The following is a 20866-nucleotide window of genomic DNA, read 5'->3' as shown; positions in this document are numbered from 1 at the left end:
GGTGACCATAGATTTTTTATGGCAGGGATTAACTTAGTCGTTAACCGGCTGCGGTTTGGTTGCTGGCGCAGTGGCCTGATTTGCCGCTGCGTGACCGCCAGCAGAGCCTTTCCCATCAAAGTTGAAGGAAGGGCGCTGCCACTCGCTGACTTGTGCTGCTTCCGGTTGGTAATCCGGGGCTGGCGCTTTGGTCATTGGTGCGGTAGCGATATGCTTGTACAGCACTGGCCGCGGTTGTGCGACAACCGGGGCGGCCTGCACAGAAGCTGGAGCAGCCTCTGGTTGTGCTGCTGGAATCACTTCCGGCTCAGCTGCGGCTACCACAGGTTCTGCTGCGGTCACTTCCTCTGCTTCAACCACTGGCTCTTGTGCCACGGGTTCTACGATAACCGGTTCAGCCACAACTTCAGTCGCTACGGTTTCAACCACTGGCTCGGCAACAACGGCCACGTCAGCGACGGCTTCAACAGGCGCAGTTGCTACAGGAGCTTCTACCGCGGCTTCAACAGCCACTGGCTCTGCTGCTACTGCCTGTGGTGCCACTTCTTCAACGACTACGCTTGGCGCTTCGTTGACGACTGCTGGCTGCACTGGAGCAACTTCAACCGCAATTGGTGCTGCAACGGTTTCATTTGCCACTGGCGCTTGAGCTTCCTCGTGTTCAACGTAGGCTGCCGCGTGTGCCACAGGATAGCTGACCCAAACCTTGCCTGATGCCATTTCTGGTGAGGCAAAAGCCCCGGCCAACGGCATTGGCGACTGGTTCGGATAACGCTCGTCACGATAGCGACGACGACGTTGGCCGCTGACGCGCAGATGGCGTGGAGAACGACGAGAGCGACGTGGCATCCCGTTTTCACCGTTACCACGGTTGTCGGCTTGTGCTTCATCGTCAGACTGGGCCTCAAGGGTCTGTGGCAACAGTTTCACGTTCTCATCCACAACCGGAGCCTGGTTTTCTTCAACCTTGGCAACCGGCGCTTTAGGCGCTAGCAGCTCTTCAGCGGCACGATGCAGTTCTTCTTCCGCCGACAGGACGCGAACTTTCTGCGCGAGTGGACGGCGTTGACGACGCTGAGTCGGCTGCTGATGACGGTCTTCATCTTCGTCATTGCTATGGCTGGCGACGACGACTTCAGCAGTGTCCGGCACTTTGACGTCTTGCGGCGCCTGGCGTTTCTCTTCCTGACGACGGCGCTGACGCTCGGCACGTTGCTCACGACGCTGTTGCTGATCTTCGCGCTGTACCTTGGCTGCTTCTTCAGTCTGCACTTCGGCATTGGCAACTGCTGGTGCGGTCTGCTGTTGTGCGTTACGACGGTTGTTGCGGCGCTGATCGTCACGGTTTTCGCGTGGCTCACGGGGTTCACGGTTCTCGCGATTTTCGCGTGGTTCGCGGTTATCACGTTCGCGGTTGTCACGCCCTTCACCACGATCTTTACGCTCGCCACGTTCACCTTTACGGGCAGAGCCATGGCGGCGTTGGCCACGACGATCCTGGCGACGGTTGTCGCTGTCTTCCGTTTTCTCAACTTCGGCAGGTTTAGCTGCTACCACCGGCGTTTCTTCACCGGCGAACAGTGACTTCAGGCCACCGAACAGACGGCTCAACAGGCCTGGTTTGGCTTCAACCGCTGCGGCTGGTGCCGTGGCCGGTTTGGCAGCAACGGCAGGTTTGCTAACCGCCGCTTCTTCTTCCTGCGGTGGAGCATCTTGCGCCAGAGAGAAGGAAGCCAGTGCCGGTTGTTCGCGTTTGCGTTCAATCGGTGCATCTTCCTGCGGCTGGGCCATTTCTTCTTCATGCAGCTTCGGCAGCAGGTAGCTCAGGGTTGGTGTTTCTTCGCCCTTACGCACACGCAGCACGGAGTAATGCGGGGTCTGCATCTGATCGTTTGGCACGATGATGGCTTTCACACCACCCTGGCGCTTCTCGATCGCGCTGACAGAGTCACGCTTTTCGTTCAGCAGGTAGGAGGCAACCTGAACCGGTACGATGGCGTGAACTTCTTTGGTGTTCTCTTTCAGCGCTTCTTCTTCGATCAGACGCAGAATAGACAGCGCCAGCGATTCGTTATCACGGATGGTGCCGGTACCAGTACAGCGTGGGCACACGTGATGGCTGGACTCACCCAGTGATGGGCTGAGGCGCTGGCGGGACATTTCCAACAGACCGAAGCGGGAAATACGGCCAATCTGAATGCGGGCACGATCCTGACGGACGGCGTCGCGCAGACGGTTTTCCACTTCACGCTGGTGGCGCACCGGGGTCATATCGATAAAGTCGATAACGATCAGGCCACCCAGGTCACGCAGGCGTAATTGACGAGCAATTTCATCCGCGGCTTCCAGGTTGGTGTTGAATGCAGTTTCTTCGATATCGCCACCGCGGGTTGCACGCGCGGAGTTGATGTCGATAGCGGTCAGCGCTTCGGTGGTGTCGATCACGATGGAACCACCGGAAGGCAGACGCACTTCACGTTGGAACGCGGATTCGATCTGTGATTCGATTTGGTAATGGCTGAACAGCGGGATTTCGCCACTGTACAGTTTGATCTTGCTGCTGAAATCCGGGCGACCCAGGGCAGCGATGTGCTCCTTGGCCAGATCGAGTACCTTCGGGTTGTCGATCAGGATTTCGCCGATGTCCGGGCGCAGGTAGTCGCGGAATGCTCGCACGATCACGTTGCTTTCCTGGTGGATCAGGAACGGAGCAGGGCGGCCTTCGGCGGCTTTCTTAATCGCTTCCCAGTGCTTGAGGCGGAATGACAGGTCCCATTGCAGTGCATCGGCAGATTTGCCAACGCCAGCGGTGCGGACAATCAGACCCATGCCGTCTGGCAATTGCAGCGAGGAGAGCGCTTCTTTCAGTTCGGTACGGTCGTCACCTTCGATACGGCGGGAGATACCACCGGCACGCGGATTGTTCGGCATCAGCACCAGATAGCTACCGGCCAGGCTGATGAAGGTGGTCAAGGCGGCGCCTTTATTACCACGTTCTTCTTTATCCACCTGAACGATGACTTCCTGGCCTTCACGCAGCACATCTTTGATGTTCGGGCGACCATGGGAGGAGTAATTGCTTGGGAAGTATTCGCGAGCGATTTCTTTTAGCGGGAGGAAACCATGTCGTTCAGCGCCGTAATCAACAAATGCGGCTTCGAGACTAGGTTCAATACGAGTGATTTTGCCTTTGTAAATATTCGCTTTTTTCTGCTCATGACCAAGGCTTTCAATATCCAGATCGTACAGCCGCTGTCCATCTACAAGGGCAACACGCAACTCTTCCTGCTGAGTTGCGTTAATCAACATTCTTTTCATCTTAACTTACTCGTTTTTTTTACATTATCGACAAAGCTGCGGGCAAAATAACCTCATGGCCGGGTTAAAACCGAAAACCCCGTGTCTTCTCGCAAAGCCGTCAACCTCACGGTTGTCGCCTGCATAGGGGCGCATTATCTCGGTAAGCCTGTGTTTCTTTGTGAAGCACAGCGCTTTTCACTCAGGGAATAGCCTCTGGAATTGGTTGACAGAGCTGATTCCGTTTACCGGCCAAGCTGCAACCCGCAGCCCGCTAATTGTTTGATTTCACATTACGTCTTACGCCATTGCTGCGTTTTTGTGTAACCAGACAAACTGTATAATTCCGCAATTCTCCCTGTTTCAAGGGGATCGGCACGGAAAGTTACAGCATTATTCCATTGCTGACACCGTTATAGCAAGGTGACTTTGCTGAAACTGTCGTTGAAACCGCAAACGTTCAACCTGGCTTGCTGCCTTATTGTTCGCCGCCGTTTCTCTTGCAGTCTGAGAGACAGTTAAGCACATAAAAAGAGGTGGCGCTATTGACTCGCTGTATTTAGAATCCCGCACCATGAAAACGAACATTCCCGCAGTACAATTAGTGACGATTTCTGACGACGAAGCCGGTCAGAGAATCGACAATTTCTTGCTTGCCCGCCTGAAAGGCGTGCCGAAGAGCATGATTTATCGCATCGTGCGTAAAGGTGAGGTGCGGGTCAATAAAGGCCGCATCAAGGCGGAATATAAACTGGCACCGGGCGATGTGGTGCGTATTCCTCCGGTGCGGGTCGCCGAGCGTGAAGACGCGCCGGTTTCTGCCAAGCTGGATAAAGTGGCCGCCTTGGCCAACTGCATCCTTTATGAGGACGATCACCTGCTGCTGCTGAATAAGCCTTCGGGTACGGCAGTGCATGGCGGTAGCGGCCTGAGCTTCGGCGTGATCGAAGGGCTGCGGGCATTGCGTCCGGAAGCGCGTTTCCTGGAGTTGGTGCACCGTCTGGACCGCGATACCTCCGGCGTGTTGATGGTGGCCAAGAAGCGTTCTGCGCTGCGTTCGCTGCATGAACAACTGCGGCTTAAGGGGATGCAGAAGGATTATATGGCGTTGGTGCGCGGCGAGTGGCAGTCACACTGCAAGGCAGTGCAGGCTCCACTGCTGAAAAATATTTTGCAGAGCGGCGAGCGGATCGTACGCGTCAACAGCGAAGGCAAACCTTCGGAAACCCGCTTCAAGATCGAAGAGCGCTTTGAGCACGCGACGCTGGTGAAGGCCAGCCCGATCACCGGGCGTACCCACCAAATCCGCGTGCATACCCTGCATGCCGGGCATCCGATCGCCTTTGACGATCGTTATGGTGACCGGGAATTCGATCGCCAACTGGCGGGCACCGGCCTGAAGCGTCTGTTCCTGCATGCGGCGGCGTTGCGTTTTGAACATCCCGCCACCGGCGAAACGATGCGTATCGAAGCGCCGATGGATGATGAGCTGCGTCATTGCCTGCAAGTATTACGGCAACGTGCAGTCGCAGCCAAAAAATAAGCGCCACATTCGACCGTAGGGGCGCCTACTTAAACCAGCGGGTTGATCCCTTCAGCCCGCAACATTTCCAGCAACGCGATCAGTGGCAGGCCAATCAACGCATTCGGGTCGCGGCCCTCCAACCTTTCAAACAGCGCAATCCCCAAACCTTCACTCTTAAAGCTGCCCGCACAGTTTAGCGGCTGCTCAAGACGTACGTAGGTTGCAATCTCCTTCTCGCTCAGAGTACGGAAATGTACGTGGAAAGGTTCACACACCACCTGTAGGCGTTGGCTATGGCTATTATAGAGCGCCAAACCGGTATAGAAGGTTACCTGCTTGCCACTGGCCCTCTGCAACTGCTTACAGGCGTTCTCTTCGCTATGAGGCTTACCGGTGATCTCACCGTCGATCACGCAGACCTGGTCGGAACCGATAATCAGATGATCCGGGTAGGCCATAGCCAGCGCCTGAGCCTTGGCCGCCGCCAGGCGCAGCACCAGAGCTTCGGCAGTTTCACCGGCCAGTGGCGTTTCATCGGTCTGCGGTGCAGCACAAATAAACGGCAGATGCAGCTTTTCCAACAGCTGCTGGCGGTAAACCGACGTTGAGGCGAGTAACAGTCTTTGCATAATTTTTTCCACAAACCATAGCGTAAATATGTCGACCATCTTAAACTGTCGGCCGCTCTGGAAGCGAATATTGGTGAAAGGTGCCGTTTTAGGGCCTTTTTCTTTGACTCTATGACGTTACAAAGTTAATATGCGCGCCCTATGCAAAAGGTAAAATTACCCTTGACCATTGATGCGGTACGTACCGCTCAGAAACGCCTGGACTATGTTGGTTCCTATGCGCCTGAGTTGGTTACACGTGTTGCCGACTCCGTGGTCAGTGTGGACAGTGATGTTGAAGTGCAGTTGTCGTTTGATATCGATAACCAGCGCCTCGCGGTGATAACAGGGCAGGCGGACGTCGCGGTAACGCTGATGTGCCAACGCTGTGGTGTCCCGTTTGCACATCAGGTCCACACAACATATTGTTTTAGCCCGGTCGTCAATGATGAGCAGGCTGAGGCATTACCGGAAGCGTACGAACCGATCGAAGTTGACGAGTTTGGCGAAGTCGATCTGTTGGCAATGATTGAAGATGAAATTATTCTTTCACTGCCTGTCGTTCCGGTACATGAATCTGAACACTGTGAAGTGTCCGAAGCGGACATGGTGTTTGGCAAACTGCCTCCAGAGGCGGAGAAACCAAATCCATTTGCCGTATTAGCCAGTTTAAAGCGTAAGTAATCGAGGAGTAAGGTCCATGGCCGTACAACAAAATAAACCAACCCGTTCCAAACGTGGCATGCGTCGTTCACATGACGCCCTGACCACCACCACCTTGTCTGTAGATGCGACTTCCGGTGAAACTCATCGTCGTCACCACATCACTGCCGACGGTTTCTACCGCGGTCGCAAGGTTATCGGCTAAGTCAGCGATACTTTGACTCGTCTAACCCTGGCGTTAGATGCTATGGGCGGGGATTTCGGTCCCTGCGTCACAGTGCCTGCTTCATTGCAGGCACTGGCCTCTAATTTACAGCTTCATCTCCTGCTAGTCGGCGATCCCGACATCATCTCTCCGTTACTTGCCAAAGCCGATCCGTCTGTACTGGAACGCTTGCAAGTCGTACCTGCCGAATCGGTGATTGCCGGTGACGCCAAGCCTTCACAAGCGATCCGGGCCAGCCGAGGTACCTCCATGCGTATTGCGCTGGAGTTGATTAAAAGCGGTGAGGCACAGGCTTGTGTCAGTGCGGGGAATACCGGGGCGTTGATGGGGCTGGCCAAGCTGCTGATCAAACCGCTGGACGGCATTGAGCGCCCGGCGTTGATGACCGTGATCCCTAACCAACAGCGCGGGAAAACCGTGGTGCTGGATCTGGGGGCCAACGTAGAGTGCGATAGCACGATGCTGGTGCAGTTCGCGGTGATGGGCGCGGTGATGGCAGAAGAGGTATTGGGCATTGCGCAGCCACGTGTGGCGCTGCTCAATATCGGCGAAGAAGAAACCAAAGGTCTGGATAATATCCGCGAAGCTTCCGCCGTGCTTAAAAAAACTCAGGCAATCAACTATATTGGTTATCTGGAAGGCAATGACCTGCTCACCGGTAAAACCGATGTGATGGTCTGCGACGGCTTTGTTGGAAACGTCACTCTGAAAACCATGGAAGGTGTGATAAGACTGTTCTTGTCACTACTCAAGTCATCCTCCGAAGGGGGGAAGCAGGCGTGGTGGTTAAAATTGTTGGGTCGTTGGTTACAAAAAAGGGTCGCCAGGCGTTTTGGCCACCTGAACCCCGACCAGTATAATGGTGCATGTCTGTTAGGATTGCGGGGAACCGTGATCAAGAGCCACGGCGCCGCGAACCAAAACGCGTTTGCAGTGGCAATCGAACAGGCTGTACAGGCGGTGCAGCGGCAAGTCCCGGACAGGATTGCTGCGCGCCTTGAAGCTGTATTACCCAAGAGTGACTGATCGTTCATGTATACAAAGATTCTCGGTACGGGGAGTTACTTGCCCGCACAAGTGCGCACCAACGCTGACTTAGAAAAAATGGTGGATACGTCTGACGAGTGGATTGTGACTCGCACCGGTATTCGTGAACGTCGTATCGCTGCCCCTGATGAAACCGTGGCAACCATGAGCTTCCACGCTGCGTCTCACGCGCTGGAAATGGCCGGTGTGGCTAAAGAAGATATCGGCCTGATCGTGGTAGCTACCACCACCTCAAGCCATGCGTTCCCAAGTTCTGCCTGCCAGGTGCAGCAGATGCTGGGCATTCAGGACTGCGCGGCGTTTGATATCGCGGCGGCCTGTGCTGGCTTTACCTACGCCTTGAGCGTGGCCGACCAGTACGTGAAGAACGGCGCGGTCAAACATGCGCTGGTGATCGGCTCCGATGCGTTGTCACGCACGCTCGATCCAGAAGATCGTGGCACGATCATCCTGTTTGGCGACGGTGCCGGCGCGGTAGTGCTGGGGGCTTCTGAGGAGCCGGGCATTATTTCTACCCATCTGCATGCGGATGGCCGTTACGGCAATCTGCTGGCGCTGCCGAATAAAGATCGTCAGAACCCGGATCAACCTGCCTACGTCACCATGGCGGGTAACGAAGTGTTTAAAGTGGCAGTTACCGAACTGGCACATATCGTTGATGAAACGCTGAAGGCCAACGATCTTGACCGCAGCGAACTGGATTGGCTGGTTCCGCACCAGGCCAACCTGCGCATCATCAGCGCAACGGCAAAAAAATTGGGTATGGGGATGGATAAAGTGGTGGTGACGCTCGATCGTCACGGTAACACCTCTGCCGCCTCGGTACCTGCGGCGCTCGACGAAGCCGTACGCGACGGTCGCATCCAGCGTGGTCAGTTGGTGTTGCTGGAAGCATTCGGCGGTGGCTTTACCTGGGGCTCGGCGCTGGTTCGTTTTTGATTCAACAGGAACAAAAAAATGACGCAAACTGCTTTTGTTTTTCCAGGCCAGGGTTCACAAACCGTTGGCATGCTGGCCGATTTGGCCGCACAGTTTCCCATTGTGGAACAAACTTTTAGCGAAGCTTCTGCGGCTTTGGGTTACGATCTGTGGCAGTTGGTGCAGGCTGGCCCGGCAGAAGAGCTGAACAAGACCTGGCAGACACAGCCAGCGCTGTTGGCGGCCTCGGTTGCCATCTTCCGTGTCTGGCAGCAGCAGGGCGGTAACATGCCTGTGATGATGGCAGGCCACAGTCTGGGTGAATACTCGGCGCTGGTGTGTGCCGGTGTGCTGGATTTCGCTGCGGCCATCCGTTTGGTAGAGTTGCGCGGCAAGCTGATGCAGGAAGCGGTACCGGAAGGTACTGGTGCCATGTACGCCATCATCGGCCTGGATAATGCCTCCATCGCCAAAGCCTGTGAGGAGTCTGCTCAGGGCCAGGTCGTGTCACCGGTGAACTTTAACTCCCCGGGGCAGGTGGTTATCGCGGGCAGCAAAGAAGCGGTAGAGCGTGCTGGTGCCGCTTGCAAGGCGGCGGGTGCCAAACGTGCGCTGCCGTTGCCGGTAAGCGTGCCTTCGCATTGCGCACTGATGAAACCGGCTGCCGATAAGCTGGCTGTCGCGCTGCAAGACATTACCTTCAACGCGCCGTTGGTCCCAGTGGTCAATAACGTTGATGTACGCGCAGAAACCGCGCCAGAAGCTATCCGCAGTGCGTTGGTTCGCCAGCTGTACAGCCCGGTGCGCTGGACGGAAAGCGTAGAATTTATGGCAGCAGAGGGTGTTTCTCTGCTGTTGGAAGTGGGCCCAGGCAAAGTGCTGACCGGCCTGACCAAACGCATTGTAGACACCCTGACGGCGGCGGCAGTGAACGATACTGCCAGCCTGTCTGCGGCGTTGGAACAGTAAAAGAGGATCACCATGAGCTTCGAAGGGAAAATTGTCCTGGTCACCGGCGCAAGCCGCGGTATTGGCCGGGCTATTGCAGAGATGTTTGTTGCACGTGGCGCCAAGGTTATCGGCACCGCTACCAGCGAGAGCGGTGCTGAAGCCATCAGCAGCTATCTGGGTGAGAACGGCAAAGGCTATATGCTGAACGTGGTTGATGCGCAATCTATCGAACACGTTTTGACCTCGATTCGTGCGGAATTTGGCGAAATCGACATTTTAGTGAATAATGCCGGGATTACGCGTGATAACCTGCTGATGCGAATGAAGGATGATGAGTGGCAGGATATCCTGGACACCAATCTGACTTCCGTATTCCGTCTGTCAAAAGCGGTAATGCGAGCTATGATGAAAAAGCGGTTTGGCCGTATCATCTCTATCGGTTCCGTTGTTGGCACCATGGGGAATGCAGGGCAGGCTAACTACGCGGCGGCTAAAGCCGGTCTGATTGGTTTTAGTAAGTCTTTGGCACGTGAGATCGCTTCACGTGGCATTACGGTCAACGTCGTGGCTCCTGGCTTTATTGAGACGGACATGACACGGGCGTTGACAGAAGATCAACGCGCAGGCATTTTGACTCAGGTTCCGGCTAGCCGGCTTGGGGAAGCTAAAGAAATCGCCAGCGCTGTTGCATTTTTAGCCTCTGACGAGGCCAGCTACATCACCGGTGAAACGTTACATGTCAATGGCGGCATGTACATGATTTAAAAAATGTGAAAACTATTTGCGTTATTTGAGGTAAAAACCGCAAAATAGCGTAAAATCGTGGTTTGACCAGCCGGGATTTAGTTGCATCTTTTTCAACATTTTATACACTACGAAAACCATCGCGAAAGCGAGTTTTGATAGGAAATTTAAGAGTATGAGCACTATCGAAGAACGCGTTAAGAAAATCATTGTTGAGCAACTGGGTGTTAAGCAGGAAGAAGTATTGAACAACGCTTCTTTCGTTGAAGACCTGGGCGCTGATTCTCTTGACACCGTTGAGCTGGTAATGGCTCTGGAAGAAGAATTCGACACCGAGATTCCAGACGAAGAAGCAGAGAAAATCACTACTGTGCAAGCAGCTATTGATTTCATCAACGCTAGCCAGCAGTAAGCGAACATATCTAGGCGGTCACTCGACCGCCTAAGTTTTTTTTATCCCTAGCGTCATATTTTCCCTCCTTGGAGGACAAACGTGTCTAAGCGTCGAGTAGTTGTGACCGGACTGGGCATGTTGTCTCCTGTCGGCAATACGGTAGAGTCCACATGGAATGCCCTGCTTGCCGGTCAGAGTGGCATCAGCCTGATCGACCATTTCGATACTACTGCCTATGCAACGCGTTTTGCTGGCTTGGTAAAGAATTTTAACTGTGAAGATTTCATCTCGCGCAAAGATGCGCGCAAGATGGATGCCTTCATTCAATACGGCATCGTCGCCGGCATGCAAGCCATGCAGGACGCGGGGCTGGATATCAACGAGGCAAATGCCAATCGTATTGGTGCCGCCATCGGCTCCGGTATCGGCGGCCTGGGGTTGATTGAAGAGAACCATAGTTCACTGGTTAACGGTGGCCCACGGAAAATCAGTCCGTTTTTTGTGCCTTCGACCATTGTGAACATGATTGCCGGTCACCTGACCATTATGTACGGCATGCGTGGCCCAAGTATCTCCATCGCCACCGCCTGTACGTCGGGTGTCCATAACATCGGCCATGCTGCACGTATCATTGCTTACAATGATGCCGATGTGATGCTGGCCGGTGGTGCAGAAAAAGCCAGTACCCCTCTGGGTGTCGGCGGCTTTGGGGCGGCTCGTGCGCTCTCAACCCGCAATGACAACCCACAGGCCGCAAGCCGCCCTTGGGACAAAGACCGTGATGGTTTTGTGCTGGGCGATGGCGCGGGGATGATGGTGCTGGAAGAGTACGAACACGCGAAACGCCGCGGTGCGAAAATTTACGCTGAAGTTGTCGGGTTTGGGATGAGCAGCGATGCCTACCACATGACATCGCCACCAGAAAACGGTGCCGGTGCGGCCTTGGCGATGGACAATGCGCTGCGTGACGCAGGTGTGACAACGTCACAAATTGGTTATATCAACGCGCATGGCACCTCGACGCCGGCCGGTGATAAAGCCGAAACCCAGGCGGTGAAGTCCGTATTTGGCAGCGATGCCAAGCGGGTGATGGTCAGCTCCACCAAATCGATGACCGGCCACCTGCTGGGTGCCGCTGGCGCGATTGAGTCGATCTTTACCGTGTTGGCGCTGCGCGATCAGGCCGTTCCGCCTACCATCAATCTGGATAACCCGGATGAAGGTTGCGATCTGGACTTCGTGCCGCATGAAGCACGTCAGACCAAAGATATGGAGTTCACTCTGTGTAACTCCTTCGGCTTCGGTGGCACTAATGGCTCGCTGATTTTCCGTCGCGTATAGTTATTGCCAATGTAAGCTGATAGAGGCCCGGTGCATTTTGACCGGGCTTTTTTTATGCGCCATACATAATGTTATGCTGTAGCGAAAACCACGGTGGGGAAACGCATGTACTGGATCAACGGACAACAACATGACGCCCTGGCAGCCAGCGATCGCGGCTTGCAGTTTGGCGATGGCTGCTTTACCACCGCCCGGGTAAGGGATGGCAATATCGATCTCTTGCCTTGGCATCTTGAGCGTATGCAGCAGGCGGCACAACGATTGCTGTTGCCAGCGGTGGACTGGGCAGCATTGGAACGCGAGATGAGTCATGCGGCAGTATCTCTTCAACTTGGTGTGGTCAAAGCGATACTGACCAGGGGCAGTGGCGGGCGTGGCTACAGCCCACAAGGATGCGCAGCGCCTACCAGGATCGTGACGCGCAGCACTTATCCCACGCACTACCTGTCATGGCGTGATGAAGGGATCACCCTGGCGCTTAGCCCGGTAGCGTTGGCGCGTAATCCATTGCTGGCGGGTTTGAAACACCTTAACCGCCTGGAGCAGGTGCTGATCCGCGCACATCTTGACCAGGCCGATGCCCATGAGGCGCTGGTGCTTGACACTGCGGGTATGCTGGTGGAATGCTGTGCCGCTAATTTATTCTGGCGCAAAGGAAAAAACGTCTTTACGCCCAATCTCGATCAGGCCGGTGTCGCCGGAGTGATGCGCCGCCGAGTGATTGAACTTTTGCAGGGCAGTGAATATCTACTGCATGACGTCAGTGAGCCCATAACCACGCTGGCTGATGCGGAGGAAGTTTTGGTATGCAACGCGCTGATGCCGTTGCTGCCGGTGAATAGTGCACAATCATGGCGTTACCCCGCGCGCCAACTGTATGATTTTTTGCGACCACACTGTTGATGATGGCTGATTGATGAAGAGAAAAAAGCTCAAGATTGTTTTACTGGTGCTACTGCTGGCGTTGGCTTCGCTGTTTTGGGGGCATCAGCGGATTGAACGCTTTGCCGATACCCCGTTGGCGATTGGGCAGGAAACCTACTTCAAACTGCCCGCAGGCACTGGCCGTGTGGCACTGGAAGGACTGCTGGTCCGTGATAAACTGATCCACAACGGTCGCTGGTTCCCCTGGCTATTGCGCCTGGAGCCGGAACTGGCTGAATTCAAGGCTGGCACCTACCGTTTGACCCCGGGGATGACGGTGCGCCAGATGCTGAAACTGCTGGCGAGCGGCAAAGAAGCCCAGTTCAGCGCGCGCTTTATTGAAGGTTCGCGTCTGAAAGATTGGTTGCAGGTGCTGCAAGAGTCCAAATATGTCAAACATACCCTGGCGGGTAAAAGCGAGGCGGAAATCGCCATGGCGCTGGGCTTGCCGGAAGGAACCACGCTGGAAGGGCGCTTGTATCCAGACACCTATCTCTACACGGCGGGAACGACCGATCTGGCATTGCTGAAACGTTCGCAACTGCGGATGTACAAGGCATTGCAGGATATCTGGCACGCGCGAGACACCAGCTTGCCATACAAAACCCCGGAAGAGATGCTGACGATGGCCTCGATCATCGAAAAAGAGACTGCGGTAGCCGAAGAGCGGACCAAGGTTGCTTCGGTGTTTATCAATCGTCTGCGTTTAGGCATGCGTTTGCAGACCGATCCTACGGTGATTTATGGCATGGGAGAGAATTACACCGGCAATATCACCCGCAAGGATCTGGAAACGCCAACTCCCTATAACACTTATGTGATCAGTGGCCTGCCACCAACGCCAATTGCCATGCCGAGCCGTGCCTCGTTGGAGGCTGCTGCCAACCCGGCTAAAACCGATTATCTGTATTTTGTTGCCGACGGCAAGGGTGGGCATACGTTCACCACCAATCTGGCCAGCCATAATGCGGCGGTGCGTGCCTATCGGCAGGTACAAAAGGAAAAGAATGAAAAGTAAATTTGTCGTCATTGAAGGCTTGGAAGGCGCGGGAAAAACCACCGCGCGCAATACCGTAGTCAGTATTCTTAATGACCATGGCATTAACGATATTGTTTTTTCCCGTGAACCAGGCGGTACGCCACTGGCCGAGAAGCTGCGTGATTTGTTTAAACGTGGCACTGATGGCGAATTGCCTACGATCAAAGCGGAAGTCCTGATGCTGTATGCCGCGCGCGTACAGCTGGTGGAAACCGTGATTAAACCGGCATTGGAGCGGGGGGCGTGGGTAGTTGGCGATCGTCATGACCTCTCCTCGCAAGCCTATCAGGGCGGTGGCCGAGGCGTCGACCAGCGTTTGATGACCTCACTACGTGACACGGTACTGGGTGATTTTCGCCCTGACCTGACCCTGTACCTCGATTTACCGCCGCTGGTTGGCCTGCAAAGAGCGCGAGCTCGTGGGGAGCTGGATCGTATCGAACAAGAGGCACTACCGTTCTTTGAACGTACCCGCGCACGCTATCTTGAACTGGCGGCCGAGGATGCGAGCATCGTTACCGTGGATGCGGCGCAATCGTTGGAACAGGTCACCGCCGATATTCGGCAGGTAGTTTCGCAGTGGCTGCAACAGCAGGAAGAGGCGTAATGAACTGGTATCCGTGGCTTAACGCTCCCTACCGTCATTTGGTGGGGCAGTATGCGGCTGGGCGCGGCCATCACGCCTTGCTGCTGCATGCGGCGCTGGGTAACGGTGATGCGGAGTTACTCTACGCCGTAAGCCGCTGGCTGATTTGCCAGAAGCGCAATGGTGAAAAGAGTTGTGGTGAATGCCACAGTTGCCGGTTGATGCTGGCAGGCAACCACCCGGACTATCACGTGCTGGCACCGGAAAAAGGCAAAAGCAGTTTGGGTATCGAACCCATCCGCCAAGTGATCGAAATCCTCTATTCCCATGCTCAGCAGGGGGGAGCCAAGGTGGTGTGGCTGTCGCAGGCGGAGTTGCTGACCGAAGCCGCCGCTAATGCCCTGCTGAAAACCCTGGAAGAGCCCCCGGCCAATACCTACTTCCTGTTAGGCTGCCGTGAACCCTCACGTCTGCTGGCGACGCTGCGTAGCCGCTGTTTCTACTGGCATCTGGCCAGCCCGGATGAACAGCTCAGCTTGCAATGGCTGAACCGCCAGGGCGTAGGTAATCCGCTAGATCGCCTGACTGCGTTACGTTTACATGATGGCGCACCGCTGGCTGCTGAAAAGCTGCTGCAACCAGAGCGCTGGCAACAGCGTGTGGCACTGTGCAGCGCTCTGAGTGCCGCTTTGCCACAGTGCGATATGCTGGGTCTGCTACCCGCATTGAATCATAACGACGTGGCCGACAGGCTGCACTGGCTATGTGCGTTGTTGATGGACGCAATGAAATACCAGCAAGGTGCCGCGAGCTATGCTCTGAACCAGGATCAACTGCCGCTAGTCCAGCAGTTGGCCAGCCGTTTAAGCAGCGTTTCGCTACAACAAATCATGCAGCAGTGGCTTAACTGCCGCCATCAGTTACTCAGCGTGGTTGGCGTTAATCGCGAACTGCTGCTGACAGAACAGTTACTCGGTTGGGAGCAGATGCTCGGCGCTACCGGTTACTCCCCCCCTCATTCGTTGTAAAAGAGTTAATTATCATGTTATTAGTAGATTCTCACTGCCATCTCGACAGCCTGGATTTCGCCACCTTGCACCACAGCGTGGACGATGCCCTGGCCAAAGCCAAAGCGCAGGACGTGGGCTTTGTACTGGCGGTTGCCACCACGCTGCCCGGTTATCAGGCTATGACCCAGTTGATTGGCCAACGTGATGATGTCGCCTTCTCCTGTGGCGTTCATCCATTGAATCTGGAAGGCGGCTATGACTATGCCGAGCTGCGCAGTCTGGCAGCGGCAGAGCAGGTGGTTGCCATGGGAGAGACCGGGCTGGATTACTTCTATCAGCAAGACAATATCCCGTTGCAGCAAGAGTCGTTCCGCCAACATATTCGTATTGGCCGGGATCTCAACAAACCGGTGATCGTACATACCCGCGATGCACGTGAAGATACTCTAGCCATTTTGCGTGAAGAAAATGCCCAGGATTGTGGCGGCGTACTGCATTGCTTCACCGAAGATTTGCCAACGGCCAAGGCCTTGCTCGATCTGGGCTTCTATATCTCGTTTTCCGGCATAGTTACTTTCCGTAACGCTGAGCCGCTGCGCGAAGTGGCCCGTTATGTGCCACTGGATCGCATGCTGGTGGAGACCGACTCGCCATACCTGGCACCAGTGCCGCATCGTGGCAAAGAAAACCAGCCTGCCTATGTCCGCGATGTCGCGGAATACCTCGCCGTATTGAAGGGCATCAGTCTGGAAGCGCTGGCGCAGGCAACCACCGCCAACTTTTCACGGTTGTTTCACATTAAACTCTGATCCTTCGTCTAGGCTTAGCCAATCGGCGAGGCCAAGGTAATTCTTTTTAAGCTCGTAATTAATCCGCGAAACGGGTAATGTTCCCACCCGTTTCAGGGCAAGGCTTGCGTATTTTTTCATCTTTTCTTACAAAAAGTAGGCGATTTGAGAAAAATGACCGAGCTGATTCATCGAAACGTGACTGTCATCAAACATTGTTCAGGGTATTTATTTTACTCTGCGTAAAAATTAAAGGGGTGCTCAGACACCCTGAAAATGCAGGGGTTTTTCTCTCCCCCCTCTGCAACGCGAAAATTCGCGAGAAGTAGCAAAGCACTATTACTCAGGAGCACACTCAACTATGTTCAAGAACGCATTTGCCAACCTGCAAAAAGTAGGTAAATCGCTGATGCTGCCGGTTTCCGTATTGCCTATCGCAGGTATCCTGCTGGGCGTCGGTTCCGCCAACTTTAGCTGGCTACCTCTGGTAGTCTCACACGTGATGGCGGAAGCCGGCGGTTCCGTATTCGCCAATATGCCGTTGATCTTCGCTATCGGTGTGGCCCTGGGCTTCACTAACAACGACGGCGTATCTGCATTGGCTGCGGTAGTGGCTTACGGCATCATGGTGAAAACCATGGCTGTGGTTGCGCCGCTGGTGCTGCATTTGCCAGCCGAAGAGATTGCAGCTAAACACCTGGCGGATACCGGTGTGCTAGGGGGGATTATCTCCGGCGCCATCGCTGCCTACATGTTTAACCGCTTCTTCCGCATTCAGTTGCCAGAATACCTGGGCTTCTTTGCCGGTAAGCGTTTTGTGCCGATCATCTCTGGTCTGGCCGCAATCATTCTGGGTGTGATCCTCTCCTTCATCTGGCCTCCAATCGGTACGGCTATCCAGACCTTCTCACAATGGGCGGCTTATCAGAACCCAGTGGTAGCGTTTGGTATCTACGGTTTTGTTGAGCGTGCTCTGGTGCCGTTTGGTCTGCACCATATCTGGAACGTACCGTTCCAAATGCAGATCGGTGAATACACCAACGCAGCGGGTCAAGTGTTCCATGGTGACATCCCTCGCTATATGGCGGGTGACCCGAAAGCGGGTATGCTGTCCGGTGGTTTCCTGTTCAAAATGTACGGTCTGCCTGCTGCTGCGATTGCCATCTGGCACTCTGCCAAGCCGGAAAACCGTGCCAAAGTCGGCGGTATCATGATCTCCGCCGCGTTGACCTCGTTCCTGACTGGTATTACCGAGCCGATCGAGTTCTCCTTCATGTTCGTTGCACCAATCCTGTACGCAATCCATGCGATCCTGGCCGGTCTGGCGTTCCCAATCTGTATTCTGTTGGGGATGCGTGACGGTACCAGCTTCTCACACGGTCTGATCGACTTCATCGTACTGAGCGGTAACAGCAGCAAAATCTGGCTGTTCCCTATCGTCGGTGTCATCTACGGTCTGGTGTACTACACCATCTTCCGTGTGCTGATTGCCAAACTGGATCTGAAAACCCCTGGCCGTGAAGAAAACTCTACCGACCAGGTGACTCAGGGTGGTTCTGAAATGTCTGCTGCGCTGGTTCAGGCATTCGGCGGTAAAGAAAACATCACCAACCTCGATGCCTGTATTACCCGTCTGCGCGTTAGCGTGGCCGACGTATCCAAGGTTGACCAGGCTGGTCTGAAGAAACTGGGTGCTGCCGGTGTGGTTGTGGCAGGCTCTGGCGTTCAGGCAATCTTTGGTACCAAATCCGACAACCTGAAAACCGATATGGATGAATACATCCGTAACAACTGATTCAGGTAGGGGAGTTGATAGAGGGGAGGCTTAGGCTTCCCCTTTTTTCATGGGATTTTTTAATAATATAGCAAGGGGTGCTCATGGATCTTCAGCTCAAACAACCAACAGGCGGGGCAAGCCCCGCCGTTGGGTTGCCTTACCTTAGGGATTCGTAAGCCATCATGGCCGCAACCTCCGTGTTTCCGCTACGGATGCGGATTTCGCAGAGTCTTTTCCTGGTCATCCAAGTAAACACCAGCACGGTGATACAGAGAATAACCAGGGCCATTACGACTAGCTTTTGCGGCATGATAGCCTCCTTGTCCTTGCCTTTCGGCGGGTAAGAGGCTACCTTTATGGTGTTCATGCATAAAGAGTGACCTCGGGTTGATGTTATCGATTCGGGGTCTTTCTCTTTTTATCCCTTGCCAATGCTCGGGACAAAAAGGTCCAGAGCACCCATGCGAATTTTAACTCTAATCCCGCCCGGTAATAAATCAGCCCTTTATTACATACGACAATTAAGTCGAACCGACTCGGTGTTTATCCTTCTTAATTTGTTGGTTTCTTGCCCATTTCTTGCGATGCTGATGGCTATCCATCGATCGCTGCAAGAGGGTAAAAATGACTAGCCAATCCATGCTCGAACCTCCAACCTTAATCGGAGACCATATCGAATTATGGCCCTTGCAGCCGGAGCATCGTGAGGCAATGCTGAGCGCTGCCGCAGACGGCGAGCTATGGAACCTGAAGGTCACCGCAGTGCCAAATGCCAGCACCATCGACAACTACATCGCCACCGCAGTGGCGGGCCGTGATGCCGGCTCCATGCTGCCGTTTGTGATTGTTCAACGGGCCAGCGGGCGCATTGTCGGTAGCACCCGTTTTTGGAAGATCGATCGGACCAATCGCAAAATGGAAATCGGTCACACCTGGCTAAGCCAGTCGGTGCAGCGTTCTGGAGTGAATACCGAAGCGAAATACCTACTGCTTGGCTATGCCTTTGACGTTTTGCAGGCGGTACGGGTGCAGTTCACCACCGATGAACTGAACGACAAGTCACGCGCGGCAATTTTGCGTATTGGTGCCAAGCAGGAGGGGATCGTCCGCCACGAGCGGATCATGCCCGACGGGCGTAAACGTAATTCGGTCAGGTTCAGCATCATCGATGATGAGTGGTCTGAGGTGAAAGCCAGTCTGGAAGCTTTGCTGAGACGCTAGGCGTGTGAGGCAAGCAGTTACAGATCCGGTCTGTAACTGCCGGTAAAACGCTTAGTGCTGAGAGCTCTTCGGCTCGGCGGTGAGCGCTTTTTCATCATCGGCAATACTGCCGGAATTCATGGCCCAAACGCCTTCCTGAGTCTTGGTGACCTGCTGATGGGGAGCGTTCAGATTTTCACCAACCTTGGCGATGTGATTTGACTCTACGCCACCGGAGTTGGTGGCCCACGGAATGACCTGATCGCTAGCCTGTGCGAGACCGCAGGCCATCAGTGGCAAAGAGAGCAGGGTTGCATTGACAAGGGTTCGAAGTTTCATGATATCAGCGTCCAATCATGTGCATTGCAAGAAAGCGAGCCTGATGCAATGGCGGTGGTAACAAGTAATACGTTTGAGGGCCGGATAGCTTAGGGTCAGCGGGTGATGGCTGGAGGTGAGGTATTTACAGTTTGCCCTATGGGTTAACTTTAGGCTTTCTGATGGCTATTGCAGGCGGCTTATTGTAAACAGTGGCCGCGATATGGCTCGGGATATGTTTAATTGTTGCTCGTGAAATGATTCGCTCTCTATCGATATTTCTTCAAGCGAAAAAGCGGGCCGCAGCCCGCCATCACCGCAAATTTCCCACGCCGCCGTCGATCAGTAATTCACTGCCCACCATGTAGCCGGATTCGTCAGAGGCGAGGAACACGGCGGCTTTAGCCAATTCCAGCGAGGTCCCCATACGACCAATCGGCACCAGTGCGTGGATCTCTTCACGCAATGCTTGTTCAGCCTGTGCCGGTAAACCCAGCTTGCCCAGCGCCGGGGTTGCCGTAGGGCCAGGGCTGAGGCCGTTGACACGAATACCACGTGGGTGCAGCTCGGCAGACAGCGAACGCGCTAAAGATAAGATCCCGGCTTTGCTGGCGGCATAGACGCTGCTTTGTGCCAGACCAATATGGGCGCTGACGGAACCACACAGGATCACCGAAGCGGGGTTAGACAACAATGACAACAGGGCCTGAATTAAAAAGAAGGGGCCTTTGAGATTAGTGTTCATCAGTTGGTCATAGCGCTGCTCATCCCATTCCTGCAACGGCAGGTGCGTGACATCACCGGCGTTGATATACAGAATATCCAGCCGGGGCCAGCTTCGTGCCAGTTGTGCGGCCAGAACCGGTTGTTGGCTGATATCTCCCGCATTGCTGTGCAACAGCACCACTTCGCCCAGGGTTTCGCCCGCGGCCTGTAGTCCACTTTTGCTGCGGCCAGTGATCGCAACCGTTGCGCCTTCGGCAATAAACTGCCGGGCCGTCTCCAGCCCGATGCCGCTGGTTCCCCCGGTGATCAACGCAAATTTACCTGCTAATCGCGACATAACTCTTCCTCTCGTTGTTCAGTTACGCCATTATTGGTGTATTAGTACCTTTTGCATAGTAGGTACCGTTTGGATACTAAAGGACAAAGTGGGATGCTATGGCGTCAACAGTGAAGGGGAAGGCAGAAAAAAATTATCCGTTACCGCCTGCCGGGGAACCGTGCCCGATGGTGAACTTTGTCAATCTGGTGTCGGGTAAATGGGCGATCCCGATCCTGTATCGCCTGATGGTGATCGACGACCCGATACGCTTTAGCGAGTTGCAGCGTGCGGTTGCCCCCATCGCGCAAAAAGAGCTGACGCGTCAGTTGCGCCAGTTTGAACAATGCGGCCTGGTTACCCGTAAGGTATTTGCCCAGGTGCCACCACGGGTGGAGTATCAAATTACCCCTTTGGGCAAAACGCTGCGCCCCACGCTGGACTCGTTGGTCAAGTATTCAATGTGTT

Annotated in this window: 22 protein-coding genes; 17 read left to right on the top strand and 5 right to left on the bottom strand. The window is 54.6% G+C overall.

The features are described from left to right. Positions 1–33: 33 nt before the first annotated feature. Entirely contained in the window at positions 34–3318 is a 3285-nt protein-coding gene (rne, locus tag U869_RS0118015) for a ribonuclease E (protein WP_025123534.1), read from the bottom strand. A gap of 553 nt (positions 3319–3871) precedes the next feature. Here rne and rluC point away from each other — a divergent pair. After that, entirely contained in the window at positions 3872–4840 is a 969-nt protein-coding gene (rluC, locus tag U869_RS0118010) for a 23S rRNA pseudouridine(955/2504/2580) synthase RluC (RefSeq protein ID WP_025123533.1), read from the top strand. Between the two features lie 29 nt (positions 4841–4869). On the opposite strand, the gene U869_RS0118005 is transcribed toward rluC, so the two are convergent. After that, positions 4870–5451, bottom strand: coding sequence for a nucleoside triphosphate pyrophosphatase (locus U869_RS0118005; protein ID WP_025123532.1), 582 nt, complete (start codon positions 5449–5451; stop codon positions 4870–4872). A 141-nt stretch (positions 5452–5592) separates the two neighbouring features. On the opposite strand from U869_RS0118005, the gene yceD reads away from it, so the two are divergent. The 14 genes from yceD (at position 5593) to ptsG (ending at position 17856) form a co-directional block, all read left to right on the top strand. Continuing rightward, positions 5593–6114 (top strand): 23S rRNA accumulation protein YceD, encoded by a 522-nt coding sequence (yceD, locus tag U869_RS0118000; RefSeq protein WP_025123531.1) that lies wholly within the window; start codon positions 5593–5595, stop codon positions 6112–6114. Positions 6115–6130: 16 nt separating this feature from the next. Next, positions 6131–6298, top strand: a complete 168-nt coding sequence (gene rpmF / locus U869_RS0117995; protein ID WP_004943042.1) for a 50S ribosomal protein L32 — start codon at positions 6131–6133, stop codon at positions 6296–6298. A gap of 12 nt (positions 6299–6310) precedes the next feature. Next, complete coding sequence (gene plsX, locus U869_RS0117990) at positions 6311–7345, top strand: phosphate acyltransferase PlsX (protein WP_025123530.1); 1035 nt, start codon at positions 6311–6313, stop codon at positions 7343–7345. 6 nt (positions 7346–7351) lie between these two features. After that, positions 7352–8305, top strand: a complete 954-nt coding sequence (locus U869_RS0117985) for a beta-ketoacyl-ACP synthase III (RefSeq protein WP_025123529.1) — start codon at positions 7352–7354, stop codon at positions 8303–8305. Between the two features lie 18 nt (positions 8306–8323). Beyond that, positions 8324–9253, top strand: a complete 930-nt coding sequence (gene fabD / locus U869_RS0117980) for an ACP S-malonyltransferase (RefSeq protein ID WP_025123528.1) — start codon at positions 8324–8326, stop codon at positions 9251–9253. 12 nt (positions 9254–9265) lie between these two features. Next, complete coding sequence (gene fabG / locus U869_RS0117975) at positions 9266–10000, top strand: 3-oxoacyl-ACP reductase FabG (protein ID WP_025123527.1); 735 nt, start codon at positions 9266–9268, stop codon at positions 9998–10000. Positions 10001–10154: 154 nt separating this feature from the next. Next, complete coding sequence (gene acpP, locus U869_RS0117970; protein WP_004719003.1) at positions 10155–10391, top strand: acyl carrier protein; 237 nt, start codon at positions 10155–10157, stop codon at positions 10389–10391. Between the two features lie 81 nt (positions 10392–10472). After that, on the top strand, positions 10473–11714 hold the full coding sequence (gene fabF / locus U869_RS0117965; protein ID WP_025123526.1) for a beta-ketoacyl-ACP synthase II: 1242 nt from the start codon (positions 10473–10475) through the stop codon (positions 11712–11714). Positions 11715–11819: 105 nt separating this feature from the next. After that, positions 11820–12617 carry an aminodeoxychorismate lyase gene (gene pabC / locus U869_RS0117960; protein WP_025123525.1) on the top strand — a complete coding sequence of 266 codons (798 nt, stop codon included), beginning with the start codon at positions 11820–11822 and terminating at the stop codon, positions 12615–12617. 13 nt (positions 12618–12630) lie between these two features. Beyond that, positions 12631–13656: an endolytic transglycosylase MltG gene (gene mltG, locus U869_RS0117955; protein ID WP_025123524.1), complete on the top strand. Its 1026-nt coding sequence runs from the start codon at positions 12631–12633 to the stop codon at positions 13654–13656. Continuing rightward, entirely contained in the window at positions 13646–14284 is a 639-nt protein-coding gene (tmk, locus tag U869_RS0117950; RefSeq protein WP_025123523.1) for a dTMP kinase, read from the top strand. The genes mltG and tmk overlap by 11 nt, the downstream gene beginning before the upstream one ends. Then, positions 14284–15291: a DNA polymerase III subunit delta' gene (gene holB, locus U869_RS0117945; protein WP_025123522.1), complete on the top strand. Its 1008-nt coding sequence runs from the start codon at positions 14284–14286 to the stop codon at positions 15289–15291. The genes tmk and holB overlap by 1 nt, the downstream gene beginning before the upstream one ends. 14 nt (positions 15292–15305) lie before the next feature. Continuing rightward, on the top strand, positions 15306–16082 hold the full coding sequence (locus U869_RS0117940; RefSeq protein ID WP_025123521.1) for a metal-dependent hydrolase: 777 nt from the start codon (positions 15306–15308) through the stop codon (positions 16080–16082). 340 nt (positions 16083–16422) lie between these two features. After that, positions 16423–17856: a PTS glucose transporter subunit IIBC gene (gene ptsG, locus U869_RS0117935; protein WP_025123520.1), complete on the top strand. Its 1434-nt coding sequence runs from the start codon at positions 16423–16425 to the stop codon at positions 17854–17856. A 139-nt stretch (positions 17857–17995) separates the two neighbouring features. Here the strand turns inward: ptsG and U869_RS30870 are convergent, their stop codons facing one another. Continuing rightward, positions 17996–18148 carry a type I toxin-antitoxin system Hok family toxin gene (locus U869_RS30870; RefSeq protein ID WP_304412830.1) on the bottom strand — a complete coding sequence of 51 codons (153 nt, stop codon included), beginning with the start codon at positions 18146–18148 and terminating at the stop codon, positions 17996–17998. Between the two features lie 314 nt (positions 18149–18462). On the opposite strand from U869_RS30870, the gene U869_RS0117925 reads away from it, so the two are divergent. Continuing rightward, entirely contained in the window at positions 18463–19059 is a 597-nt protein-coding gene (locus tag U869_RS0117925) for a GNAT family N-acetyltransferase (RefSeq protein ID WP_025123518.1), read from the top strand. Between the two features lie 51 nt (positions 19060–19110). On the opposite strand, the gene U869_RS0117920 is transcribed toward U869_RS0117925, so the two are convergent. Both U869_RS0117920 and U869_RS0117915 read right to left on the bottom strand, forming a co-directional pair. Beyond that, a complete protein-coding gene (locus U869_RS0117920) occupies positions 19111–19377 on the bottom strand; it encodes a hypothetical protein (RefSeq protein WP_025123517.1) in 267 nt (88 codons plus the stop codon). Positions 19378–19669: 292 nt separating this feature from the next. After that, positions 19670–20419, bottom strand: a complete 750-nt coding sequence (locus U869_RS0117915; protein ID WP_025123516.1) for an SDR family oxidoreductase — start codon at positions 20417–20419, stop codon at positions 19670–19672. A 98-nt stretch (positions 20420–20517) separates the two neighbouring features. Between U869_RS0117915 and U869_RS0117910 the strand changes: the two genes are divergently transcribed. Then, a partial coding sequence (locus tag U869_RS0117910) for a helix-turn-helix domain-containing protein (protein ID WP_157834741.1) occupies positions 20518–20866 on the top strand: 349 nt, incomplete at its 3' end.

It is taken from the genome of Serratia sp. H1w (genome assembly GCF_000633355.1).
GTDB lineage: Bacteria > Pseudomonadota > Gammaproteobacteria > Enterobacterales > Enterobacteriaceae > Chania.
Note: the sequence above shows the minus strand (reverse complement) of the source record. Positions and strands in the feature narration are given on the sequence as shown.

Excerpts from the sequence above, each read along its gene's own strand:
- rne (WP_025123534.1), bottom strand. The coding sequence starts at position 3,318 with ATGAAAAGAATGTTGATTAACGCAACTCAGCAGGAAGAGTTGCGTGTT.
- rluC (WP_025123533.1), top strand. The coding sequence starts at position 3,872 with ATGAAAACGAACATTCCCGCAGTACAATTAGTGACGATTTCTGACGAC.
- U869_RS0118005 (WP_025123532.1), bottom strand. The coding sequence starts at position 5,451 with ATGCAAAGACTGTTACTCGCCTCAACGTCGGTTTACCGCCAGCAGCTG.
- yceD (WP_025123531.1), top strand. The coding sequence starts at position 5,593 with ATGCAAAAGGTAAAATTACCCTTGACCATTGATGCGGTACGTACCGCT.
- rpmF (WP_004943042.1), top strand. The coding sequence starts at position 6,131 with ATGGCCGTACAACAAAATAAACCAACCCGTTCCAAACGTGGCATGCGT.
- U869_RS0117985 (WP_025123529.1), top strand. The coding sequence starts at position 7,352 with ATGTATACAAAGATTCTCGGTACGGGGAGTTACTTGCCCGCACAAGTG.
- fabD (WP_025123528.1), top strand. The coding sequence starts at position 8,324 with ATGACGCAAACTGCTTTTGTTTTTCCAGGCCAGGGTTCACAAACCGTT.
- fabG (WP_025123527.1), top strand. The coding sequence starts at position 9,266 with ATGAGCTTCGAAGGGAAAATTGTCCTGGTCACCGGCGCAAGCCGCGGT.
- acpP (WP_004719003.1), top strand. The coding sequence starts at position 10,155 with ATGAGCACTATCGAAGAACGCGTTAAGAAAATCATTGTTGAGCAACTG.
- pabC (WP_025123525.1), top strand. The coding sequence starts at position 11,820 with ATGTACTGGATCAACGGACAACAACATGACGCCCTGGCAGCCAGCGAT.
- mltG (WP_025123524.1), top strand. The coding sequence starts at position 12,631 with ATGAAGAGAAAAAAGCTCAAGATTGTTTTACTGGTGCTACTGCTGGCG.
- tmk (WP_025123523.1), top strand. The coding sequence starts at position 13,646 with ATGAAAAGTAAATTTGTCGTCATTGAAGGCTTGGAAGGCGCGGGAAAA.
- holB (WP_025123522.1), top strand. The coding sequence starts at position 14,284 with ATGAACTGGTATCCGTGGCTTAACGCTCCCTACCGTCATTTGGTGGGG.
- U869_RS0117940 (WP_025123521.1), top strand. The coding sequence starts at position 15,306 with ATGTTATTAGTAGATTCTCACTGCCATCTCGACAGCCTGGATTTCGCC.
- ptsG (WP_025123520.1), top strand. The coding sequence starts at position 16,423 with ATGTTCAAGAACGCATTTGCCAACCTGCAAAAAGTAGGTAAATCGCTG.
- U869_RS30870 (WP_304412830.1), bottom strand. The coding sequence starts at position 18,148 with ATGCCGCAAAAGCTAGTCGTAATGGCCCTGGTTATTCTCTGTATCACC.
- U869_RS0117925 (WP_025123518.1), top strand. The coding sequence starts at position 18,463 with ATGACTAGCCAATCCATGCTCGAACCTCCAACCTTAATCGGAGACCAT.
- U869_RS0117920 (WP_025123517.1), bottom strand. The coding sequence starts at position 19,377 with ATGAAACTTCGAACCCTTGTCAATGCAACCCTGCTCTCTTTGCCACTG.
- U869_RS0117915 (WP_025123516.1), bottom strand. The coding sequence starts at position 20,419 with ATGTCGCGATTAGCAGGTAAATTTGCGTTGATCACCGGGGGAACCAGC.